Here is a 19,255-nt window from a genome sequence, read left to right as displayed (position 1 = left end):
GCGTCGCTAACGCTCCGGTGTTAGCGTTGTTCTTGGTTGGACGAGAGCAACGCTAACAGGAGGTTCGCCATGAGGGTCGCCATCGTCACCGGGGGGTCGCGCGGGATCGGCCGGGCGACCGCCGCGCGCCTGGGCCGGGACGGCTTCGCCGTCGTGGTCGGCTACGCGGGCAGCGCCGACGCGGCCGCCGAGGTCGTGCGCGAGGTCGAGGCGGCGGGTGGCGAGGCCGTCGCCGCGCAGGCGGACGTCGCGGAGGAGCAGCAGGTCAGCGCCCTGTTCGACACGGCGCAGGAGCGTTTCGGCGGCGTCGACGTGGTGGTGCACGCCGCGGGCAGGATGCACCTCGCCCCGGTCGCGGAGCTGTCCCTGGACGAGCTCGACGCCCTGCACCGCACGAACATCCGCGGCACGTTCGTCGTCGCGCAGCAGGCGGCCCGCCGGGTGCGCGACGGCGGCGCGGTCATCACCTTCTCCACCTCGGTGGTCGGCCTCTCGCTGCCCACCTACGGCGCCTACGCCGCCAGCAAGGGCGCGGTGGAGGCGCTGACCATGATCCTCGCCCGTGAGCTGCGCGGCCGCGACATCACCGTCAACGCCGTGGCCCCCGGCCCCACCGCCACCGACCTGTTCCTGGAGGGCAAGAGCCCGGAACTGGTCGAGCGGATGGCCAAGCAGCCGCCGCTGGAGCGGTTGGGCGAGCCCGCCGACATCGCGGAGGTCGTCGCCTTCCTCGCCGGGCCTGCCCGGTGGGTCAACGGACAGGTCGTGCGCGCCAACGGCGGCATCGTCTAGCCGCGGGATCGTCTATCGGGGGATGGTCCAGCGGTTCAAGCCGGGCGTGACGCGCGAGGGGTGGCCCGGTCCGTGGGAGCAGCTGATGACAGCCGCCCACTCGGACCGGGCCACCCCTCGTGGCGGTCTCACATCCCGGGAACCTCGACGGCCCCCGGACTACTCAGCGGAGTCCGGCGGCAGCTGGACGTCCTCCACCGGCGGCGCGGGGGACTCCGGCTCCACCTGCTCCTCGCCCGCGGGCAGCAGCGCGTCCAGCGCCGCGCCCTCGATCCGCCGGAACAGCCGCCGGGGCCGCGTCCGGTCGAGCGTGGCCACCTCCAGCTTGCCCGGCTTGGCGTCCCCGTTGCCCCCGTTGGCGTTCGCCTGGGCCGTCAGCGCGGCCAGGGCCAGCGCCACGGCGTCGCGCAGCGACGCGCCCTCGGTGTAGTGCTCCTTGAGGTGGCTGGTGATCGGGTCGGTCTGCCCGCCCATGACCAGGAACTGCGGCTCCTCGACGATGGACCCGTCGTAGGTGAGCCGGTACAGCTGGTCCTTGTCGGGGTTGGCGCTGACCTCCGCCACGCAGAGCTCGACCTCCATCGGCTTCACCTGCTCGGTGAAGATGGTGGCGAGGGTCTGGGCGTAGACGTTGGCCAGCTGGCGGGCCGAGACGTCGCGGGGGTCGTAGGAGTAGCCCCACAGGTCCACGTGCCGGATGCCGCCGCGGCGCAGGCTCTCGTACTCGGAGTAGCGGCCCACGCCCGCGAAGCCGATCCGGTCGTGGATCTCGCTGATCTTGTGCAGCGTCGACGACGGGTTCTCCGCCAGCAGCACGATGCCGTCGGCGTACTTGAGCGCGACGACGCTGCGGCCCCGGGCGATGCCCTTGCGGGCGTACTCCGAGCGGTCGCGCATCAGCTGCTCGGGCGAGGCGTACAACGGCATCGTCACGGTGCGGGCTCCTCACTGGTGCTCATCGGGGTGCTGCTGCTCATCCGCGGGGCCGCTCGGCGCGCCCGGCGACCACGGCCTCGGCGACCGCGCCCGCCTCCTCCTCCGACACCCGGACGGCGCCCTCGGCGGTGACGGTGGCGATGCTGGGGTAGATGCGGCGGGCCAGGTCCGGGCCGCCGGTGGCGGCGTCGTCGTCCGCGGCGTCCCACAGCGCCTCCACCGCGACGCGGATGGCGGCCGCGCGGTCGGCGGCGGGGTCGTACAGCTTCTTCAGCGCGCCGCGGGCGTACACCGAGCCGGAGCCGATGGAGTGGAAGCCCGCGCGCTCCTCGGACTTGCCGCCGGTGATGTCGTAGGACACGATCCGCCCGCCCCGGGCCGGGTCCGCCGCCTCGGGGTCGTAGCCGACGAACAGCGGCAGCACGGCCAGGCCCTGCAGCGCGATGTCGAGGTTGCCGCGCACCATGCTCGACAGCTTGTTGGCCTTGCCGTCCAGCGACAGCGGCACGCCCTCGATCTTCTCGTAGTGCTGGAGTTCGAGGGCGTAGAGCTTGACCATCTCCACGGCCAGGCCCGCGGTGCCCGCGATGCCCACCGCGGAGAACTCGTCGGTCAGGTAGACCTTCTCGATGTCCCGCTGCGCGATGACGTGCCCCTGGGTGGCCCGCCGGTCACCGGCGATGAGCACGCCGCCGTCGTAGGTCAGCGCGACGATCGTGGTGCCGTGCGGCACGTCGTCGCGGTGGTCGCCGCGGCGGGCGTCGACGGTCACCGGGCGCCCGCCCCGGCCCCCGGGCAGCAGCTCGGGGGCCTGGGTGCGCAGGAAGTCGGTGAACGACGAGGTGCCCGCGGACAGGTACGCGGGCGGGAGGGCGGCGCCCATCCCGGTGGGGGTGCTGTGTTCCATGCCTGCTTTCGTTCCCTCGCGCGGTGGGTGAGCGTCTCGCCTGGCCTAGCGGCGGCTCACTCGCCGCCCTTCTGCACGTAGGCCCGGACGAAGTCCTCGGCGTTCTCCTCCAGGACGTCGTCGATCTCGTCGAGGATGGCGTCGGTGTCGTCGCCGAGCTTCTCCCGGCGCTCCTGACCGGCGGCGGTGGTCTCGTCGACCCCCTCGTCGCCGTCCCCGCCGCCCTGCCGCTGCGTCTGCTCCTGGGACATGTCGCCTCCCGGTCGTGGCTGGCCTACCAGAACACTACCGACCCGGACCGACATCCGTCTGCGACCGGGCCGGTGCCGTGCTCGGTTTTCGGCTGCGGGCGAACCCGCCGCCCGCTACTTCCTGCTCGCCCCGGTCAGCGCGTCCACCAGCTCCTCGGCGGTGTTCGCCGCGTCGAGCAGGGCGCCGACGTGCTGCTTGGTGCCGCGCAGCGGCTCCAGGGTGGGGATGCGCACCAGCGACTCGCGGCCCACGTCGAAGATGACCGAGTCCCAGGAGGCGGCGGCGATGGAGGCCGCGTAGCGCTCCAGGCAGCGGCCGCGGAAGTAGGCGCGGGTGTCCTGCGGCGGGGTGGTGATGGCCGCGCGCACCTCCTCCTCGCTGACCAGCCGCTTCATCGAGCCGCGGGCCACCAGCCGGTTGTAGAGGCCCTTGTCCAGCCGCACGTCGGAGTACTGCAGGTCCACCAGCTGCAACCGGTGGGAGTTCCAGTTCAGGCCGTCGCGGGCGCGGTAGCCCTCCAGCAGCCGCAGCTTGGCCGTCCAGTCCAGCCGGTCGGCGGTCTCCATCGGGTCGCGGCGCAGCTGGTCGAGCACCTGGCCCCAGGTGTCGAGCACGTCGCGGCCGACCCGGTCGACCTCGGCGCGCTCGATGTTCTCCGCGATCAGCTCGTGGTAGGCGGCCTGGATGTCCAGGCCGGTGAACTTGCGCCCGCCGGAGAGCTCCACGGTGGCCTTGAGCGTGGGGTCGTGGCTGATGACGTGCACCGCGCGCACCGGGTCGGCCAGCTTGAGGTGGTCGAAGCGGACCCCGGCCTCGATCAGGTCCAGCACCAGCGCGGTGGTGCCGACCTTGAGGTAGGTCGAGGTCTCCGCGAGGTTGGCGTCGCCGATGATGACGTGCAGGCGGCGGTACTTGTCGGCGTCGGCGTGCGGCTCGTCGCGGGTGTTGATGATGCCGCGCTTGAGCGTGGTCTCCAGGCCGACCTCGACCTCGATGTAGTCCGCGCGCTGCGACAGCTGGAAGCCCGGCTCGTCGCCGGAGGCGCCCAGGCCGACCCGGCCGGAGCCGCAGACCACCTGGCGGGAGGCGAAGAACGGGGTGAGCCCGCCGATCACCGCGGTGAACGGGGTGCTGCGGGCCATCAGGTAGTTCTCGTGGGTGCCGTAGCTGGCGCCCTTGTTGTCGATGTTGTTCTTGTACAGCTGCAACCGGGGCTGGCCGGGGACGCTGGCCGCGCGGATGGCGGCCTCCTCCATGACCCGCTCCCCCGCCTTGTCCCAGATGACCGCGTCGCGGGCGTTGGTGACCTCGGGGGCGGAGTACTCCGGGTGCGCGTGGTCGACGTAGAGCCGGGCGCCGTTGGTGAGGATGACGTTCGCCGCGCCCAGGTCCTCGACGTCGGGGTCGGTCGGGGCCATCCCGGGCACGCCCAGGTCGAAGCCGCGGGCGTCGCGCAGCGGGGACTCCACCTCGTAGTCCCACCGGGCGCGCCGGGCGCGCGGGATGTCCGCCGCCGCGGCGTAGGCCAGCACGACCTGGGTCGATGTCAACACCGGGTTCGCTGTCGGGTCGCCCGGCACCGCGATGCCGTACTCCACCTCGGTCCCCATGATCCGCCGCATGCCGCCAGCCTACGGCCCCGGCCGCCCGGGGGCGCCGTGAGCCGCGCCGCGCGGGCCGGATCACCCGGGTGGCCGGTGCCGCGCGGGTCAAGCCCGCGCGCGGCCCAGGGCGGTGGCCGCGACAGGGGCGACGCGGGTGATCGCGTCGCGGGCGGCCTTGGTCGTCGTGGACTCCACGGAGACAGCGGTGAGCAGGTCGCCGCTGGCCAGCACGACGGTGCAGCTGACCCGGGTGTTCGCGCCCGCGCACCAGGACAGCTGGCGGTCGGCGCCGTCGACCTCGTCGAGGGTGAACCCGTCATCGATGAGGAACCGGGTGCCGCTGACGGTGAAGGAGCGGCAGTCCAGCGCGTCCCGCGCGGCCTCGACCGCGGCGGTGACGCCCGACTGCTCCGGGGTGTGCACGACGTACTGCCGCAGCACCGACCCGCGGGCGTAGCGCCACTGGGCGGTGAGGCCCGCGTCGGCCCCGGCGCCCAGGTTGATGGCGCAGTCGGGCAGCGCGATGGCGAGCGAGGACGCGGGCGCGCCGACCGGGGTCACGCCCTCCTCGACGAGGTCGGCCTGGGTGAGCGCGGCCTCGGCGACGAGCTCGGCGGGCGCGGGGCCCGGCGGGGTGGTGCTGGTCGCGGGCGCGGCGGTGCTCGTCGACGGCGGCGCGGAGGACACCGCGGCGGGGTCGTCGTAGTAGGTGGAGAGGTCGTTCGCCCGACCCGAGCACCCCGCGAGCAGGGCGGCGGGCAGGGCCGTGGCGCAGGCTGCCAACGCGTGCACGCGGCGCAACGGACGTCCTTCGGCTCGGCGGTGGGGATCACCGGCAACTTACCGGCAGCGATCACCCGACCGGTGCGAGGGTGCCACCCGCCCGCGTGGTCAGCCCCAGCGCAGCGACGACCGCGCCGCCCAGTAGGCCGCGGGGTCCTCGGCCAGCCCCGGCAGGGTCGGCGTCGGCAGGTCGAGCGCGGCGAGGTTGGCCCGCAGCTGGCCGGTGCCCGCCGGGCCGAGGAGCACGACGTCGGCCCAGGGGTTCGCCAGCGCGGCGGCCAGGGCGATGGCGTCGGGCCCCACCCCCTCGGTCGCCGCGGCCGCGCGCACCGCCGCCGGGGGTTGCACGGCGAGCCTGCCGTTGGCCAGGGCCTCCTTCACCGTGACCTCGACGCCCTCGCCGTGCGCCTCGGCCAGCGCGGGGCCGACCGAGGTCTCCAGCAGGTTCCAGGTGGACTGCACGGCGGTGAAGAGGCGGACCCCGCCGCGGCGCAGGGCCAGTCCACGGCGGACGGTGTCGGCCTGGGCGGGCCCGGAGGTGGAGAAGCCCAGGCGCAGCCCGGTGCCCGCCAGCTCGGCCAGCGCGTCGAGCAGCGGTTCGTCGGTGAACAGCGGGCTGTCGGCGGTCAGCGAGTGCACCTGGTAGAGCGAGACCCGCTCCCCCAGGTGCTCGCGCGTCTCGGCGAGCTGGGCGCGGAACCGGTCGAGGGTGTGCTCCTTCTGCTCGTGCACCGGCGCGTCGAGCCGCCAGCCGCCGACGTAGGCGTAGCCCCACTTGGAGGTGACGACGACGTCGGTGTGGCCGCGGTCGGTGAGCCAGCCGCCCAGGAACTGCTCGGCCAAGCCGTAGGAGCGGGCGGCGTCCACCCGGCGGACGCCCGCGGCGTGGGCGGCGTCGAGCACGTCCCAGCAGTGCGCGCGCAGCTCGTCGACGCCGCGGTGGGCGGGCAGCGCGTCCTCGCGGCCGAGGTTGATGTAGGCGGGGCGGCCCAGGGCGGCGAGGCCCAGGGCGAGGCGGTGCGGGGTGGACACGCCCCCATCCTGCACCCCGGGACGCGGGCAGGCCCCGCGCAGCGGGTGCGCGGGGCCTGCTCGGTGCTGCGGGGTGCTACAGGTACTGGCCGGTGTTGTTCGCGGTGTCGATCGCCCGCCCGGTCTCGGTGTTCTTGCCGGTCACCAGGGTCCGGATGTAGACGATGCGCTCGCCCTTCTTGCCCGAGATGCGCGCCCAGTCGTCCGGGTTGGTGGTGTTCGGCAGGTCCTCGTTCTCGGCGAACTCGTCGACGATCGCGTCCAGCAGGTGCTGCACGCGCAGGCCGGGCTGGCGGGTGTCCAGCACGGACTTGATGGCCGACTTCTTGGCCCGGTCGACGATGTTCTGGATCATCGCGCCGGAGTTGAAGTCCCGGAAGTAGAGGACCTCCTTGTCGCCGTTGGCGTAGGTGACCTCCAGGAACCGGTTCTCGTCGGTCTCCTCGTACATCCGCTCGACCGTGTGCTGGATCATCGCGTCCACGCAGGTCTTGCGGTCGCCGCCGAACTCGGCCAGGTCGTCGGCGTGGATGGGCAGGTTGGCGGTGAGGTACTTGGAGAAGATGTCCTTGGCCGCCTCGGCGTCCGGCCGCTCGATCTTGATCTTCACGTCGAGCCTGCCGGGGCGCAGGATCGCCGGGTCGATCATGTCCTCGCGGTTGGAGGCGCCGATGACGATGACGTTCTCCAGGCCCTCGACGCCGTCGATCTCGCTGAGCAGCTGCGGGACGATGGTGGTCTCCACGTCCGAGCTGACCCCGGAGCCGCGGGTGCGGAAGATCGAGTCCATCTCGTCGAAGAACACGATGACCGGCGTGCCCTCGGAGGCCTTCTCCCTGGCCCGCTGGAAGATGAGCCGGATGTGCCGCTCGGTCTCGCCGACGAACTTGTTGAGCAGCTCCGGGCCCTTGATGTTGAGGAAGTAGGACTTGGCGTCCTTGGGCGCGGAGTCGCCGCGGGCCGCGGCCACCTTCTTGGCCAGCGAGTTCGCCACCGCCTTGGCGATGAGCGTCTTGCCGCAGCCGGGGGGGCCGTAGAGCAGCACGCCCTTGGGCGGGCGCAGCTCGTACTCGGCGAAGAGGTCCTTGTGCAGGAAGGGCAGCTCCACCGCGTCGCGGATCTGCTCGATCTGCCGGAACAGGCCGCCGATGTCGTGGTAGTCGACGTCGGGCACCTCCTCCAGCACCAGGTCCTCGACCTCGGCTTTGGGCACCCGCTCGTAGGCGTAGCCGGACTTGGCGTCGACCAGCAGCGAGTCGCCCGCCTTGAGCGGCGCGTCGGCCAGCGGGTCGGCCAGCCAGACCACGCGCTCCTCGTCGGCGTGGCCGACCACCAGCGCGCGCACCGGCCCGTCGTCGGTCTCGGCGGGCAGCAGCTCGCGCAGCGTCGAGACCTCGCCGGTGCGCTCGAAGCCACCGCCCTCGACCACCGTGAGCGCCTCGTTGAGCCGCACGGACTGGCCGCGGCGCAGCAGCTCGCCCTCGACCGAGGGCGAGACCGATACCCGCATCCGGCGGCCCGCGGTGAACACGTCCACCGTGCCGTCGTCGAACCGCTCCAGGAACACGCCGTAGCCGCTGGGCGGCTGGGCGAGGCGGTCCACCTCCTCGCGCAGGGCGAGCAGCTGGGTGCGCGCCTCGCGCAGCGTGTCGACCAGCTTGGCGTTCCGCTCGGTGAGCTGGCTCACCCGTTCGGACGCCTCCGCCAGCCGCTGCTCCAGCAGCCTCGAATGCCGTGGGGATTCCGTCAGTTTCCGGCGCAGCAGAGCGACTTCCTCTTCGAGGAAACGGATCTGCGCGGCTTCCGACTCAGGGCGCTGGGCCCCGGCGTCGGGCGCGTCACCGTGCTCGTTCTCGGCGTCTTCTGGCCGACTGCCGGGACGATCGTGCTGCATGTCGGCACCTCCTCCCGAACTCGTACCCCTACGGTACCGGCGATCACCGACAAGGACAGACCATCCGGATGTCGGAACTTGCGCGTCACCCCACCGCAACACCCGCCGCGCGGCCCGCGGGCGGTCCACCTGGTACGTGCGGGAACCGGTCGACCGCTACGGTGCGTCGAGGCACTAGGCCGACCGCGCGCACCCACCCGGACACGCAGCGCGAGCCCACCACCGCGCACCACAACCCCGGGGGAGACCCGATGACCCAGCCGCCGCAGCCGCCCCACGACGGCGGTCAGCACCCCGGCCAGTTCCCGCCGCCCGGCGGCTACCCGCCCCCGCAGCCGGGGTGGCAGCAGCAACCGTTCCCGCAGCAGCCGGGCCAGTTCGGGGGTCCGCAGGGCCAGTACCCGCCCGCTCCCGGGTACCCGGGGGATCCCGCCGGGCCGTACCCGCAGGTGGACCCGACCACCGGGCAGCCGCTGGGCCAGCAGCCCCCCTACCAGGGGGGTTACCCGGGAGTTGGTGGCTACGCAACGCAGTCGAACCCCTACGGCCTTCCGGGTGACGCCTTCGGACCCCGTCCGGGCCGCGGCAAGACGCCGTGGGTGATCGGCATCGCCGCCCTCGCTGTGATCGGGCTCACAGTCACCCTGGTGCTCGTGCTGACCTCCGGAGGGGGCACCGGCAGCCCCGGCGCGACCGCCGAGAGCGCGGCGGACGCCATTGGGGCCCAAGACGTCGCGGCCTTCAACAAGCTCGTGTGCGACCCCTCCGACGCGCTCGACGACGGCGACCTCGGCCGCGGCGCGGCCCGCGGCGGCGAGAGCACCACGAAGGTGAAGCGGGCAGAGGTGACCAGGGCCGACGACGAGGGCACCAACGGCAGGGCCTCGGCGGAGGTCGCGGTGGAGCTGACCAACGGCCGCTCGTTCACCGCCCAGCTCGACCTGCGCGAGCGCGAGGCGGGCGGGGACTGGTGCGTGCGGAACCTGACCGTGGGCGGGATCGGCGTCAACTGAGGCAAGCGGGTCCCGGTTCGGCGGGGGTGCCGCCCTGGCGCACCGACACCGGTCGCGCGGGTCCGGACCGCCGGGACTACGGGCGGTGCGGCGGACACTACGCTGGGGGCGAGGTGGGGTTGCCCGTTCGGGTGGCCGCGGTGGAACGGGTCGCCGCTCCCGGGCGTCCACCTCAGCAGGGACAGCGAGCAGCACGAGTCAGGGGCGAGCATGACCTATCCTCCGCAGCCCGGGCACCAGAGCGGGCCGGACCAGCCCGGCGGCTGGGGGTACGGCGACAACCAGGGCGGACAGGGCGGCGGGGGCGGCTACGGCGGTCAGACCGGTCAGTACGGCGGACAGTACGGCGGGCACTACTCCGGCCAGGGCCAGTACTCCGGTCAGGACCAGTACGGGGGTCAGGACCAGTACGGGGGTCAGGACCAGTACGGCCAGTACGGCGGTCAGACGGGGCAGTACGGGGGCCAGGACCAGCAGGGCTACGGCAGCCAGTACCCGCAGACCGCCGCTTACCCGCAGCAGGTCGCCTTCTCCGGCGGGCAGCCGCCCAAGAAGTCCAGGACCGGTCTGGTCGTCGGCATCGTCCTCGCCGTGGTGGTGCTGCTCGGCGGTGGTGGCGTCGGCGCCTACTTCCTGCTCAAGGACGACGGGCAGTCCGCCGCCCCCGGCCCCAGCAGCAGCGCGGCGCCCACCTCCGACAGCAGCGGCGACGACGACGGATCGACCACCACCAAGCGCCCCACCACCAGCCGGTCGGCGCCGCCGACCAGCGGTTCGGAGGGCTCCGGGTCGGGCGAGCCCGAGCCGCAGGAGATCGTGCGCCAGTACATGCGGGCCTACGAGACCAAGTCGTTCTCGGCGGTGGTGTCCAACGCCTGCGCCGCCTACAAGAAGAAGTACGGCACCGACACGAGCGCGCTGGAGGACGAGCTGCGCCCGTACAAGATCCAGGCCACCGAGAAGGGCGAGCCGGAGGTCAGCGGGACGGTGGCCACCGGCCGCTTCGACCTCAACCTCACCAGCGACCTCGGCGAGGACCGGGACGTGACGATCGAGATCAAGATCGTCAAGGAGTCCGGTGGCTGGAAGTTCTGCGGCGAGAAGACCTGAGCCGCGCACACCCGGTCGCGCCCCGCTCACCTGCGGTGGTGGGGGCGACCACCCGCCGGGGTGGACCCGCCACGACCCGCCCCCGGTGATCGTCCACGACCCCGGGCCGCACGCGTATCATCCCGGGGCGAGTCCGGCCGGGCAGCCCCCGGCACCGGTCGTCGCGCGGCGCGACGACCGACCGGTGCAGGCACCGGTGAGCAGCGAGGAGCCAGGGTTCGATGACCTACCCACCCCAGCAGCCAGGGCCCTACGGCCAGGACCCCCAGGGCCAGCAGCCCTACGGCCAGCAGCCGGGCGGGTACGACCCGACCCAGCAGTACCAGCAACCGCAGCAGGGCGGCTACGACCCCACGCAGCAGTACCAGCAGCCCCAGCAGGGCGGCTACGACCCGACCCAGCAGTACCAGCAGCCGCAGCAGGGCGGGTACGACCCGAACCAGCAGCAGTACCCCTCGTCGAACCCGTACGGCACCCCCGCGCAGGACCCGTACGGCCAGCAGCAGGGCTACCAGCAGCCCGGGTACCCGCAGCAGCCGGGCTACGACCAGTTCGGCGGCCCCGGCGGTCAGCCGCCGAAGAAGAACACCGGCAAGATCGTCGCGATCGTGCTGGCCGTGGTGGTCGTGCTCGCGGGTGCCGGTGTCGGCGCCTACTTCCTGTTCGGCAACAAGGACGACAACGGCGGCACGGCCGCGCCCAGCGGTGGCGAGACCAGCGCTGAGCAGACGACCACCTCGAAGAAGTCGACCAGCACCCGCAAGACCACCGAGACCTCCGACGAGGAGACCACGGAGGAGACCTCCGAGGACAACGGCGGTGGCGGCGGCAGCGACTCCGGCGGCGGCGGCGCCGACCTCAAGGCCGCGGGCGACAAGTACGTCGCGGCGGTCAACGCCAAGGACGAGGCGGCCGCCTCCGCGCTCAGCTGCGACGGCTCCCCCGGCATCATGTACACCAGCGTCGCCCCCAACGGCGGCAAGGTGAAGGTCGTGGGCTCGCCCACCGAGTTCGGCCCGTCCGACGGCAAGGTCGACACCCAGGTCACCATCGGCTCCAGCGACCCGATCGACTTCCCGATCGTGTTCCGCAAGGGCGACAAGGGCTGGTGCGTCTCGCTCTGACCCCAGGACCCAGGAGGGGGTGGACCGGTTCCCGGTCCACCCCCTCCTGCCGTTCCCGGACTACCCCTTGCTGGGGCGCCGCTGCGGCTTGGGGGCCACGACGCCGTCGGCGAGCCTGCGGCAGGTGATGAGGAAGGCGGTGTGGGCGATCATCCGGTGCTCCGGGCGCACCGCGAGGCCCACCGAGTGCCACGGGCGCACCAGGGTCTCCCACGCCTGCGGCTCGGTCCAGCACTCCTGCTCGCGCAGCGCCTCGTGCACCCGGGACAGCTGGGTCGTGGTGGCCACGTAGACCACCAGCACACCCCCGGGGATCAGGCTGCGCTTGACCGTCCCGAGCACCTCCCAGGGCGCCACCATGTCGAGGATGACCCGGTCGACGTCGCCCTCGTGGTCGGCCAGGTCGCCCAGGGTCAGCGTCCAGTTCGCCGGGTGCTCGCCGTAGAACTGGCGCACGTTGCGCTCGGCGTGCTCGAGGTGGTCCTGGCGGATCTCGTAGGAGGTCACCGTCCCGGTGGGGCCCACGGCGCGCAGCAGCGAGCAGGTCAGCGCGCCCGACCCGGCACCGGCCTCCAGCACCCGGGCGCCGGGGAAGATGTCGCCCTGCATGACGATCTGCGCGGCGTCCTTGGGGTAGATCACCTGCGCCCCGCGCGGCATGGACAGCACGTAGTCGTTGAGCAGCGGCCGCAGCGCCAGGTAGCCGGTGCCCGCGGCGGAGTGCACGACCGAGCCCTCGGGCAGCCCGATCAGGTCGTCGTGGGCGAGCGCGCCGCGGTGGGTGTGGTACTTCTCCCCCTCGGCCAGCACCAGGGTGTAGTGCCTGCCCTTGGGGTCGGTGAGCTGCACCCGGTCCCCCACCTCGAACGGACCGCTGACCTTGCGCACGTGCCTGGCCTCTCTTCTTCCGGCTGCCCCGCACCCGGCCTCGCCTGGGGGGATCGACCTGGAATGGTCGCAGACCGGACCGCGGTCACCCGGCCGGGGCTGTGTTCACGAACCCGCCACCCACCCCCGCGTCCCCACCCGGCACCGTCCCCCACCTGCCACCACGGCCGTCAGCCCCGCCCCGGGCAACCGGGAACAACCAGAAACGAGCTGACGTCGCCTCCTGGGGAAGCGCGCTAGCGGCGGCCGCGCAGGGCGGCGCTGAGGTCCTCGCGGTGCAGCACGCCCCACGGGCGGCCCTCGTCGTCGACGACCACGAACTGCCAGGCGGCGGTGCCGTGCACGCGCTCGGCGATGTCCTCGCCCGGTTCGGAGGCCAGCAGCACCGACTCGGGGCGGATGGGCTCGGCGGCGCGCTCGGCGGGGGTGAACGGCGCCACCTCGGCCAGCCTGCGCGCGGCGGGTTCGTCGAGCAGGCCCGCGGCGACCCCGTCCGCGCGCACCAGCACGACCCCGCGCCCCGCGGCGGCGGCCAGCGCGTCGGCCACCGGGCTCTCGGCGGGCAGTTGCAGCACCGGCCGCACCAGGTCGGCCAGGCGCAGGTCCGCGGGCCACTGGCGGGTCTGCTCCGCGGCCAGTTCCCCACCCGCGCCCGCGACGACGAACCACGCGGTCAGCAGGCACACGCCCAACCGCAGCCACCGGTCGTCGCTGCCCTCGACCACGCCCCACAGCGCCCAGACGACGAGCAGCGCGGCCACCAGCCACCCGCCCACGACCGCGGCCTTGGTGCCGAACCCGCGGCGCCCGGTCAGCGCCCAGACCCCCGCCCGCAGCATCCGGCCGCCGTCGAGGGGCAGGCCGGGCAGCAGGTTGAACACGGCGACGGCGGTGTTGGCCAGGGTGCACTCCAGCACCAGCAGCCACACTGCCCCCTCCGACGGCATCGCCAGCAGGCCCACCCCGCACGCGGCGGCCAGCAGCACCGACACGGCGGGCCCCGCCGCCGCGACCACGCCCTCGTGCGCGGGGCTGCGCGGGGTCCTGGCGATCTCCGACAGCCCGCCGAGCAGGAACAGCCGCACCCGGCGCACCGGCAGGCCCAGCCGCAGCGCCACCACGCAGTGCCCCAGCTCGTGCGCGAGCACCGACACACCAAGCAGCACGGCGAAGGCGGCGGCCAGCAGCACGGCGGTCACCGCCGACACCCCCGGCAGCAGGGTCCGCACCAGCGGCGCGTAGAACACGACCACCGCCAGCGACCCGAGCCACCACGACGGGGCGAGCACCACCGGCACCCCGGCGTACCGGAACAGCAGCAGCCCGCCCTGGGCGGGCTCGGCCGACGGGTGGGCGGCGCTCGTCATCAGCCCAGGGTAGGCCGCGCGGTGTGGGGCGGCGGTGATTCCCGGTGTGGCGGTGATCCTCCGCGTGGCGGTGATTCTCCGTGGCGGTGATTCTCGGTGTGACGTGGCGGGGCGCGCGGGATTGTCGGTGGGCTTCACTAGGGTCGGGGGCATGGCAGCAGGCACCGACACCGGACCGGCGGCACCCCAGGTCGACGACCGGGGGCGCGCCCGCAGGCGCCCCGCGCTGTCCCCCTCCCGGGCCAGCGACTTCAAGCAGTGCCCCCTGCTCTACCGCTTCCGCGCCGTCGACCGGCTCCCGGAGCAGCCGTCCAAGGCCCAAGTCCGCGGCACCGTCGTGCACGCGGTGCTTGAGCGCCTCTACGCCCTGCCCGCCGACGAGCGCACCCCCACCACCGCCCACGGCCTGCTCGACCCCACCTGGGCCGACCTGCTCGCCGAGCGCCCCGAGTTCGCCGCCATCTTCGACGACCAGGCCGACGCCGACGAGCTGCGCGCCTGGCTCGACACCGCCCGCGGCCTGCTCGACGGCTACTTCGAGCTGGAGGACCCCCGCAGGCTCCAGCCCGACGCCTGCGAGCTGATGGTCGAGACGGAACTGGACTCCGGCGTCCTGCTGCGCGGCTTCATCGACCGCGTCGACGTCGCCCCCACCGGCGAGATCCGCGTCGTCGACTACAAGACCGGCGCCGCCCCCCGCGAGATCGGCGAGGCCAAGGCCCTCTTCCAGATGAAGTTCTACGCCCTCGCCCTCTGGCGCCTGCGCGGCGTCGTCCCCAGCAGGCTCCAGCTCATGTACCTGGCCGACCGCCAGAACCTCGCCTACGCCCCCGACGAGGCCGAACTGGCCCGCTTCGAGCGCACCCTGGACGCCATCTGGAAGGCCATCCTGCACGCGGGCAAGACCGGCGACTTCCGCCCCAACCAGAGCAAGCTCTGCGGCTGGTGCTCCCACCAGGCCTTCTGCCCCGCCTTCGGCGGCACCCCCCCGGAGTACCCCGGCTGGCCGGAGCCCGACGCGGGCGAGGAGTCGGCTTTGGACAGGGCAGACTGAGGCCGCTCGCAGGCTTGCTGCGTGTTCTCCTCGTCTGCGGTATCGAGCCTTGATCGCAGGGGGTTTCCGGCCAGCTCGACGCGGTGGAACCGCCAGTGGTACCTCGCAGGCAAACCCAAGCGAAGCAAGAACGCTTGTGCTTCCAAGGAGTCGCCCACCAACGGACCCGAGCCCGGACAGCAGGCACTGCCCGGTTGGGTGGATCCGCTTGGTCGGGGGTGACGATCATGTGCTACCCAACGGGACGGGCGGGCGTCTTTTCAGCCCGCCTTTTCCCCGCCCGACAGCACATGATCGTCATAGGGGCCCCGACCAAGCGGATCCACCCAACCGGGCCCACCACCCAAGCCACCCGCTTGTCCAGAGCCCCGCGCAGCGGAGAACCGGCGCAGCCGGAAAGGCCCCGCGCAGCGGAAGGAAGAGCGCAGCGGAAAAGGGAGAGCGCAGGGGAAGGGAGAGGCGGTAGGGTCGGGCACGCCGTGTGGAGAGAAGGGGGTGGTACCCGTGCTTGGTGTGACGTGGGTGCTCCCCTTCGGGGTCGCGGTGGGGCGGTAGGTCGTCCGGGAGCGCCGGTTGCGGTTCTCCTGGAAAGGCTGTGCCATGAAGTTCGATTCCGAGCAGGTCCTTGAGGGCGGGGCCCTCGAACGTCGATTCACCCTGGGCGAGGTCCCAGGACTCCTGTGGACACCCGCGGCTGCGCGCGGCCCGGAGCCCGTGCCGTTGGTCCTGCTGGGGCATCCCGGTGGGGTGGACAGGATGTACCCCCGGCTGGCCGAGCGGGCGCGGCACACCGTGGCCCAGGGCTTCGCGGCGGCGACCATCGAGTTGCCGGGGGGTGGGGAGCGGCCGCGGATCCCCGAGCTGGAACGAGCCCGAGCCGACCTCCGCGACGCGCTGCACGACAAGCAGCCGGTCGACGGGATCGTCGACCGGTTGGTGCTGCCGTTGGTGGAGTTGGCGGTGCCGGAGTGGCAGGCCGCGCTGGACGCGGTGCTGTCACTGCCCGGGATCGGGGGCCCGGTGGGGTTCTCCGGCGGGGTGATCGCCGTGGCCACGCGGTTGGCGGTGGTGGAGCCGCGGATCTCGGCGGCGGTGCTGTTCGCGGGGAGCTACGTGCCGCGGGTGATGTTCGCCGACGCGCGGCGGGTGTCGATCCCGCTGCTGGTGCTGTTGCAGTGGGACGACGAGCACAACGACCGGCAGTTGGCGCTGGACCTGTTCGACGCCTTCGGTTCGGCGGAGAAGACGCTGCACGCCAACACCGGGGGGCACACGGGGGTGCCGGGGTTCGAGGCCGACGACGTGGGGCGGTTCTTCGCGCGGCACCTCAGGTGAGCGCACCCCGCTGGTGAGCGCGCGCCGGGTCGGGCCCGACCCGGCGCGCGGCCGGGGTCCTCACGTCCACAGGGGACTCAGAGCTGGCGGTAGACGTCCTCCAGGGTGATGCCGCGGCCGATCATGAGGACCTGGACGCGGTAGAGCAGCTGGGAGACCTCCAGCGCCAGCTGCTCGTCGGACTCGTGCTCGGCGGCGATCCAGACCTCGCCCGCCTCCTCCAGGACCTTCTTGCCCTGCGCGTGCACGCCGGCGTCGAGGGCGGCGACGGTGCCCGAGCCCTCCGGGCGGGTGGCGGCCCGGTCGAGCAGTTCGGCGTAGAGTTCGTCGAAGGTCTTCACGGGGTGCGATCCTGCCACTCCTCGGCGGGCACCCTGGTCAGCGGGGCCAGCGCGCGCAGGGTGTCGGCGTCGAACCCGATCAGCGAGTCGCGCTGCACGCGGCGGGGGCCCGCGGGCACGGGCACCTCGCAGGGGACGACGACGGTCAGGCAGCCCGCGGCCACCGCGGAGGTGGCGCCGGTCGGGGAGTCCTCCACGGCCACGCAGCGCGCCGGGTCGACGCCGAGCAGGTGGGCGGCCTTGAGGTAGGGGTCGGGCAGGGGCTTGTTGCGCCGGTCCACCTCGTCGCCGCAGACGGTGGTGTCGAACAGGTCGCGGCCGATGGCGTCCAGGGCGATCTCGGTCAGCGGGCGCTCGGTGGAGGTGACCAGGGCGGTGGGCAGGCCGGTGGCCCGCACGGCCCGCAGCGCCTCCGGGGCGCCGGGGCGGAACACCAGGTCGGTGGCGAACAGCTCGGCCATCCGGGAGTCGACCCAGGACACCGCCTCCGCGACCTGCTCGGGCGCGGGATCGATTCCCCCCTCGGCGAACAGCAGCCGCATGGTGGTGGGGACGTTGCTGCCGATCATGGCGCGGCGGGTCTCGGCGGAGAGGGTGAAGCCCAGCCGCTCGGCGAACTCGTAGAGCGGGATGTCCCACAGCTTCTCCGAGTCGAGCAGGGTGCCGTCCATGTCCCACAGCACGGCGGCGGGCAGGGCTGGGTCGACGCGCTGGCTCGGCATGTCCCCAGCCTACGATCTCCCCGGACCGGCCCTGGGCCGTAGGCTGGACGGGTGACCGATCCGGACCCGCAGAAGGCCGCCGAGCGCGCGCCCAGCCCCGACGCCCACGACCTCGTCGACCCCGTGCTGGTCGCGGCGTTCGAGGGCTGGAACGACGCGGGCGACGCGGCGAGCACCGCCGTCGAGCACCTGCAGCTGACCTGGGACGCCACACCGCTGCTGGAGCTCGACCCCGACGAGTACTACGACTTCCAGGTGACCAGGCCCACGGTCAAGCTGGTCGACGGCGTCACCAGGCGGGTGGAGTGGCCCACGACCCGGCTGTCGATCTGCAGGCCGCCGGGGTCGAGCCGGGACGTGGTCCTGCTGCACGGCATCGAGCCCAACATGCGCTGGCGCAAGTTCTGCGCCGAGCTGCTCCAGCACATCGACGACCTGCGCATCAGCACCGTGGTGACGCTGGGCGCGCTGCTCGCCGACACCCCGCACACCCGGCAGGTGCCGGTGACCGGCACCGCCTACGACGCCGACACCGCGAGCCGCTACGGGCTGGAGCGCTCCCGCTACGAGGGGCCCACCGGCATCGTGGGGGTGTTCCAGGACGCCTGCGTGCAGGCCGGGGTGCCCGCGATCTCCATCTGGGCGGCGGTGCCGCACTACGTCTCCCAGCCGCCCTCGCCCAAGGCGACGCTGGCCCTGCTGCACCGGGTCGAGGAGATCCTGGACGTGGAGGTGCCGCTGGGGGCGCTGCCCGAACAGGCCGAGGAGTGGACGGCCACGGTCAGCGAGATGGCCGAGGAGGACGAGGACGTGCGCAACTACGTGCGCGCCCTGGAGGAGCGCGGCGACGCCGACGACTCCCTGGACGAGGCCAGCGGCGACGTCATCGCCGCCGAGTTCGAGCGGTACCTGCGCAGGCGCCGCCCTGGTCCCGGCCGCGGCGGTTCCGGCCCCGGGCCCACGGGGGTGTGAGGGAGCGCCTCGCGCGGCTCGCGCTCTACGCGGGCGGCTTCCTGGGCCCGTTCGCGGGCGGGGTGCCGACCTCGATGCTGCCGGAGCTGGGGGCGGACTTCGACGTCTCCCCGCAGGTGGCGACGTACTCGCTGACGGCCTACCTGGTGCCGTTCGCGGCGCTGATGCTGTTCTCCGGCGCGCTGGGGTCCCGGTGGGGCGCCCAGCGCGCCGTGCGGGTGGCCTACCTGGTCTACGTGGTGGCCTCGGTGGTGTGCGTGCTCGCGCCCGCGTGGTGGCCCTTCCTGGCGGCGCGCGCGGCGCAGGGTGCGGCCAACGCGTTCACCACCCCCCTGCTGCTGGCCGCCGTCGCGGCGATCACCCCGCCGGACCGGCTCGGCCGCGCGCTGGGCCTGTTCGCCTCGATGCAGGCCGCCGGGCAGACCAGCGCGCCGCTGCTGGGCGGGCTGGCCGCCGAGGTCGACTGGCGGCTGGCCTTCGTCGTCGTGGGCGTCGTGGCGCTGGGGCTCGCGGTGGTGGGCCTGCCCGGCGACCTGCGCCGGGAGGGCAGGGCCACGGTGCGCTCGGCGTGGCGGCCGCGGGTGCTACGCGCGGGCGCGGTGGCCCTGGTCGGCTGGTCGTGCCTGGGTGGGCTGTCGTTCCTGGTGGCGATCCGGCTGGGTGGGGTGTTCGGTCTCGGCGCGGCCGAGCGCGGGCTGCTGCTCACCGGGTTCGGCGTGGTGGGGCTGCTGACGGCCCGGTTGGTCGGGCAGGGGGTCGACCGGGTGGGGCCGCGGCGGGCGGTGGTGGCCGGGGTGCTGCTCGGCGCGGTGCCGGTGCTGCTGGTGGGGGTGCTGCCGTCGGTGGCGGCGATCGCGGTGCTCTGGGCGTCGGCGGGGGTGTTCTCGCAGCTGCTGCTGGTGGGCCTGAACGCGATGGCGCTGTCCGGGGGTGGGCCGGACCGGGGTGGGGCGGTGTCGGTGGTGCAGGCGTTCCGGTTCATCGGCGGCGCGGTGTCGCCGATGGTGTTCGGGCCCCTGTACGCGGTGGCCCCGGTGCTGGCGTTCGCGCTGCCCGCGGCCCTGCTGGTGGCGGCGGCGCCGGTCACCCCCGGGCAGGAGCGCCCGGGGGTGCGCGCGGAACGGCCCTA

The 19,255-nt window shown here is 73.5% G+C and carries 19 protein-coding genes; 8 read left to right on the top strand and 11 right to left on the bottom strand.

Translation table 11 applies throughout. The features are described 5' to 3' along the window. Positions 1-69 precede the first annotated feature (69 nt). Positions 70-792 (top strand): SDR family oxidoreductase, encoded by a 723-nt coding sequence (locus tag BJP25_RS08640; RefSeq protein WP_075974324.1) that lies wholly within the window; start codon positions 70-72, stop codon positions 790-792. A gap of 159 nt (positions 793-951) precedes the next feature. Here BJP25_RS08640 and prcA read toward each other — a convergent pair whose 3' ends face one another. The 7 genes from prcA to arc all read right to left on the bottom strand — a co-directional run bounded on the left by prcA (position 952) and on the right by arc (position 8,200). Beyond that, complete coding sequence (prcA, locus tag BJP25_RS08635; protein ID WP_075974323.1) at positions 952-1,725, bottom strand: proteasome subunit alpha; 774 nt, start codon at positions 1,723-1,725, stop codon at positions 952-954. A 40-nt stretch (positions 1,726-1,765) separates the two neighbouring features. After that, positions 1,766-2,635, bottom strand: coding sequence for a proteasome subunit beta (prcB, locus tag BJP25_RS08630; RefSeq protein WP_075974322.1), 870 nt, complete (start codon positions 2,633-2,635; stop codon positions 1,766-1,768). A 56-nt stretch (positions 2,636-2,691) separates the two neighbouring features. Next, positions 2,692-2,886, bottom strand: a complete 195-nt coding sequence (locus BJP25_RS08625) for a ubiquitin-like protein Pup (RefSeq protein WP_075974321.1) — start codon at positions 2,884-2,886, stop codon at positions 2,692-2,694. A 114-nt stretch (positions 2,887-3,000) separates the two neighbouring features. Further along, positions 3,001-4,509, bottom strand: coding sequence for a depupylase/deamidase Dop (gene dop, locus BJP25_RS08620; RefSeq protein WP_075974320.1), 1,509 nt, complete (start codon positions 4,507-4,509; stop codon positions 3,001-3,003). A gap of 87 nt (positions 4,510-4,596) precedes the next feature. Beyond that, on the bottom strand, positions 4,597-5,283 hold the full coding sequence (locus BJP25_RS08615; protein WP_075974319.1) for an RAD23 family protein: 687 nt from the start codon (positions 5,281-5,283) through the stop codon (positions 4,597-4,599). A gap of 99 nt (positions 5,284-5,382) precedes the next feature. Next, positions 5,383-6,306, bottom strand: a complete 924-nt coding sequence (locus BJP25_RS08610) for an aldo/keto reductase (RefSeq protein WP_075974318.1) — start codon at positions 6,304-6,306, stop codon at positions 5,383-5,385. Between the two features lie 76 nt (positions 6,307-6,382). Then, the gene (gene arc, locus BJP25_RS08605; protein WP_075974317.1) at positions 6,383-8,200 is read right to left on the bottom strand and encodes a proteasome ATPase; all 1,818 of its coding nucleotides are present in this window, start codon (positions 8,198-8,200) and stop codon (positions 6,383-6,385) included. 251 nt (positions 8,201-8,451) lie between these two features. Here arc and BJP25_RS08600 point away from each other — a divergent pair, with 251 nt between their 5' ends. The 3 genes from BJP25_RS08600 to BJP25_RS08590 all read left to right on the top strand — a co-directional run bounded on the left by BJP25_RS08600 (position 8,452) and on the right by BJP25_RS08590 (position 11,447). After that, positions 8,452-9,213, top strand: coding sequence for a hypothetical protein (locus BJP25_RS08600; RefSeq protein WP_075974316.1), 762 nt, complete (start codon positions 8,452-8,454; stop codon positions 9,211-9,213). A 210-nt stretch (positions 9,214-9,423) separates the two neighbouring features. Beyond that, a complete protein-coding gene (locus BJP25_RS08595) occupies positions 9,424-10,323 on the top strand; it encodes a hypothetical protein (RefSeq protein WP_075974315.1) in 900 nt (299 codons plus the stop codon). A 221-nt stretch (positions 10,324-10,544) separates the two neighbouring features. Continuing rightward, positions 10,545-11,447 (top strand): hypothetical protein, encoded by a 903-nt coding sequence (locus BJP25_RS08590; RefSeq protein ID WP_075974314.1) that lies wholly within the window; start codon positions 10,545-10,547, stop codon positions 11,445-11,447. 60 nt (positions 11,448-11,507) lie between these two features. Here BJP25_RS08590 and BJP25_RS08585 read toward each other — a convergent pair whose 3' ends face one another. Together BJP25_RS08585 and BJP25_RS08580 are read right to left on the bottom strand one after the other, a co-directional pair. Next, positions 11,508-12,335, bottom strand: a complete 828-nt coding sequence (locus tag BJP25_RS08585) for a tRNA (adenine-N1)-methyltransferase (RefSeq protein WP_075974313.1) — start codon at positions 12,333-12,335, stop codon at positions 11,508-11,510. Between the two features lie 236 nt (positions 12,336-12,571). After that, positions 12,572-13,702, bottom strand: a complete 1,131-nt coding sequence (locus tag BJP25_RS08580) for a site-2 protease family protein (protein ID WP_075974312.1) — start codon at positions 13,700-13,702, stop codon at positions 12,572-12,574. A 151-nt stretch (positions 13,703-13,853) separates the two neighbouring features. Between BJP25_RS08580 and BJP25_RS08575 the strand changes: the two genes are divergently transcribed. Beyond that, positions 13,854-14,756 (top strand): RecB family exonuclease, encoded by a 903-nt coding sequence (locus tag BJP25_RS08575; protein WP_075974311.1) that lies wholly within the window; start codon positions 13,854-13,856, stop codon positions 14,754-14,756. 600 nt (positions 14,757-15,356) lie between these two features. Beyond that, complete coding sequence (locus BJP25_RS08570; protein ID WP_075974310.1) at positions 15,357-16,091, top strand: dienelactone hydrolase family protein; 735 nt, start codon at positions 15,357-15,359, stop codon at positions 16,089-16,091. 77 nt (positions 16,092-16,168) lie between these two features. On the opposite strand, the gene BJP25_RS08565 is transcribed toward BJP25_RS08570, so the two are convergent. Both BJP25_RS08565 and BJP25_RS08560 read right to left on the bottom strand, forming a co-directional pair. Beyond that, positions 16,169-16,432 carry a phosphoribosyl-ATP diphosphatase gene (locus BJP25_RS08565; RefSeq protein ID WP_075974309.1) on the bottom strand — a complete coding sequence of 88 codons (264 nt, stop codon included), beginning with the start codon at positions 16,430-16,432 and terminating at the stop codon, positions 16,169-16,171. Beyond that, a complete protein-coding gene (locus BJP25_RS08560) occupies positions 16,429-17,154 on the bottom strand; it encodes an HAD family hydrolase (RefSeq protein ID WP_075974308.1) in 726 nt (241 codons plus the stop codon). The genes BJP25_RS08565 and BJP25_RS08560 overlap by 4 nt, the downstream gene beginning before the upstream one ends. A 51-nt stretch (positions 17,155-17,205) precedes the next feature. Between BJP25_RS08560 and BJP25_RS08555 the strand changes: the two genes are divergently transcribed. Both BJP25_RS08555 and BJP25_RS08550 read left to right on the top strand, forming a co-directional pair. Then, a complete protein-coding gene (locus tag BJP25_RS08555) occupies positions 17,206-18,126 on the top strand; it encodes a PAC2 family protein (protein WP_075974307.1) in 921 nt (306 codons plus the stop codon). Beyond that, a partial coding sequence (locus tag BJP25_RS08550; protein WP_075974306.1) for an MFS transporter occupies positions 18,123-19,255 on the top strand: 1,133 nt, incomplete at its 3' end. The genes BJP25_RS08555 and BJP25_RS08550, both read left to right, overlap by 4 nt.

This window comes from Actinokineospora bangkokensis, assembly GCF_001940455.1.
GTDB classification, from domain to species: Bacteria; Actinomycetota; Actinomycetes; order Mycobacteriales; family Pseudonocardiaceae; genus Actinokineospora; species Actinokineospora bangkokensis.
This window is presented reverse-complemented; position numbering and strand designations above follow the sequence as displayed.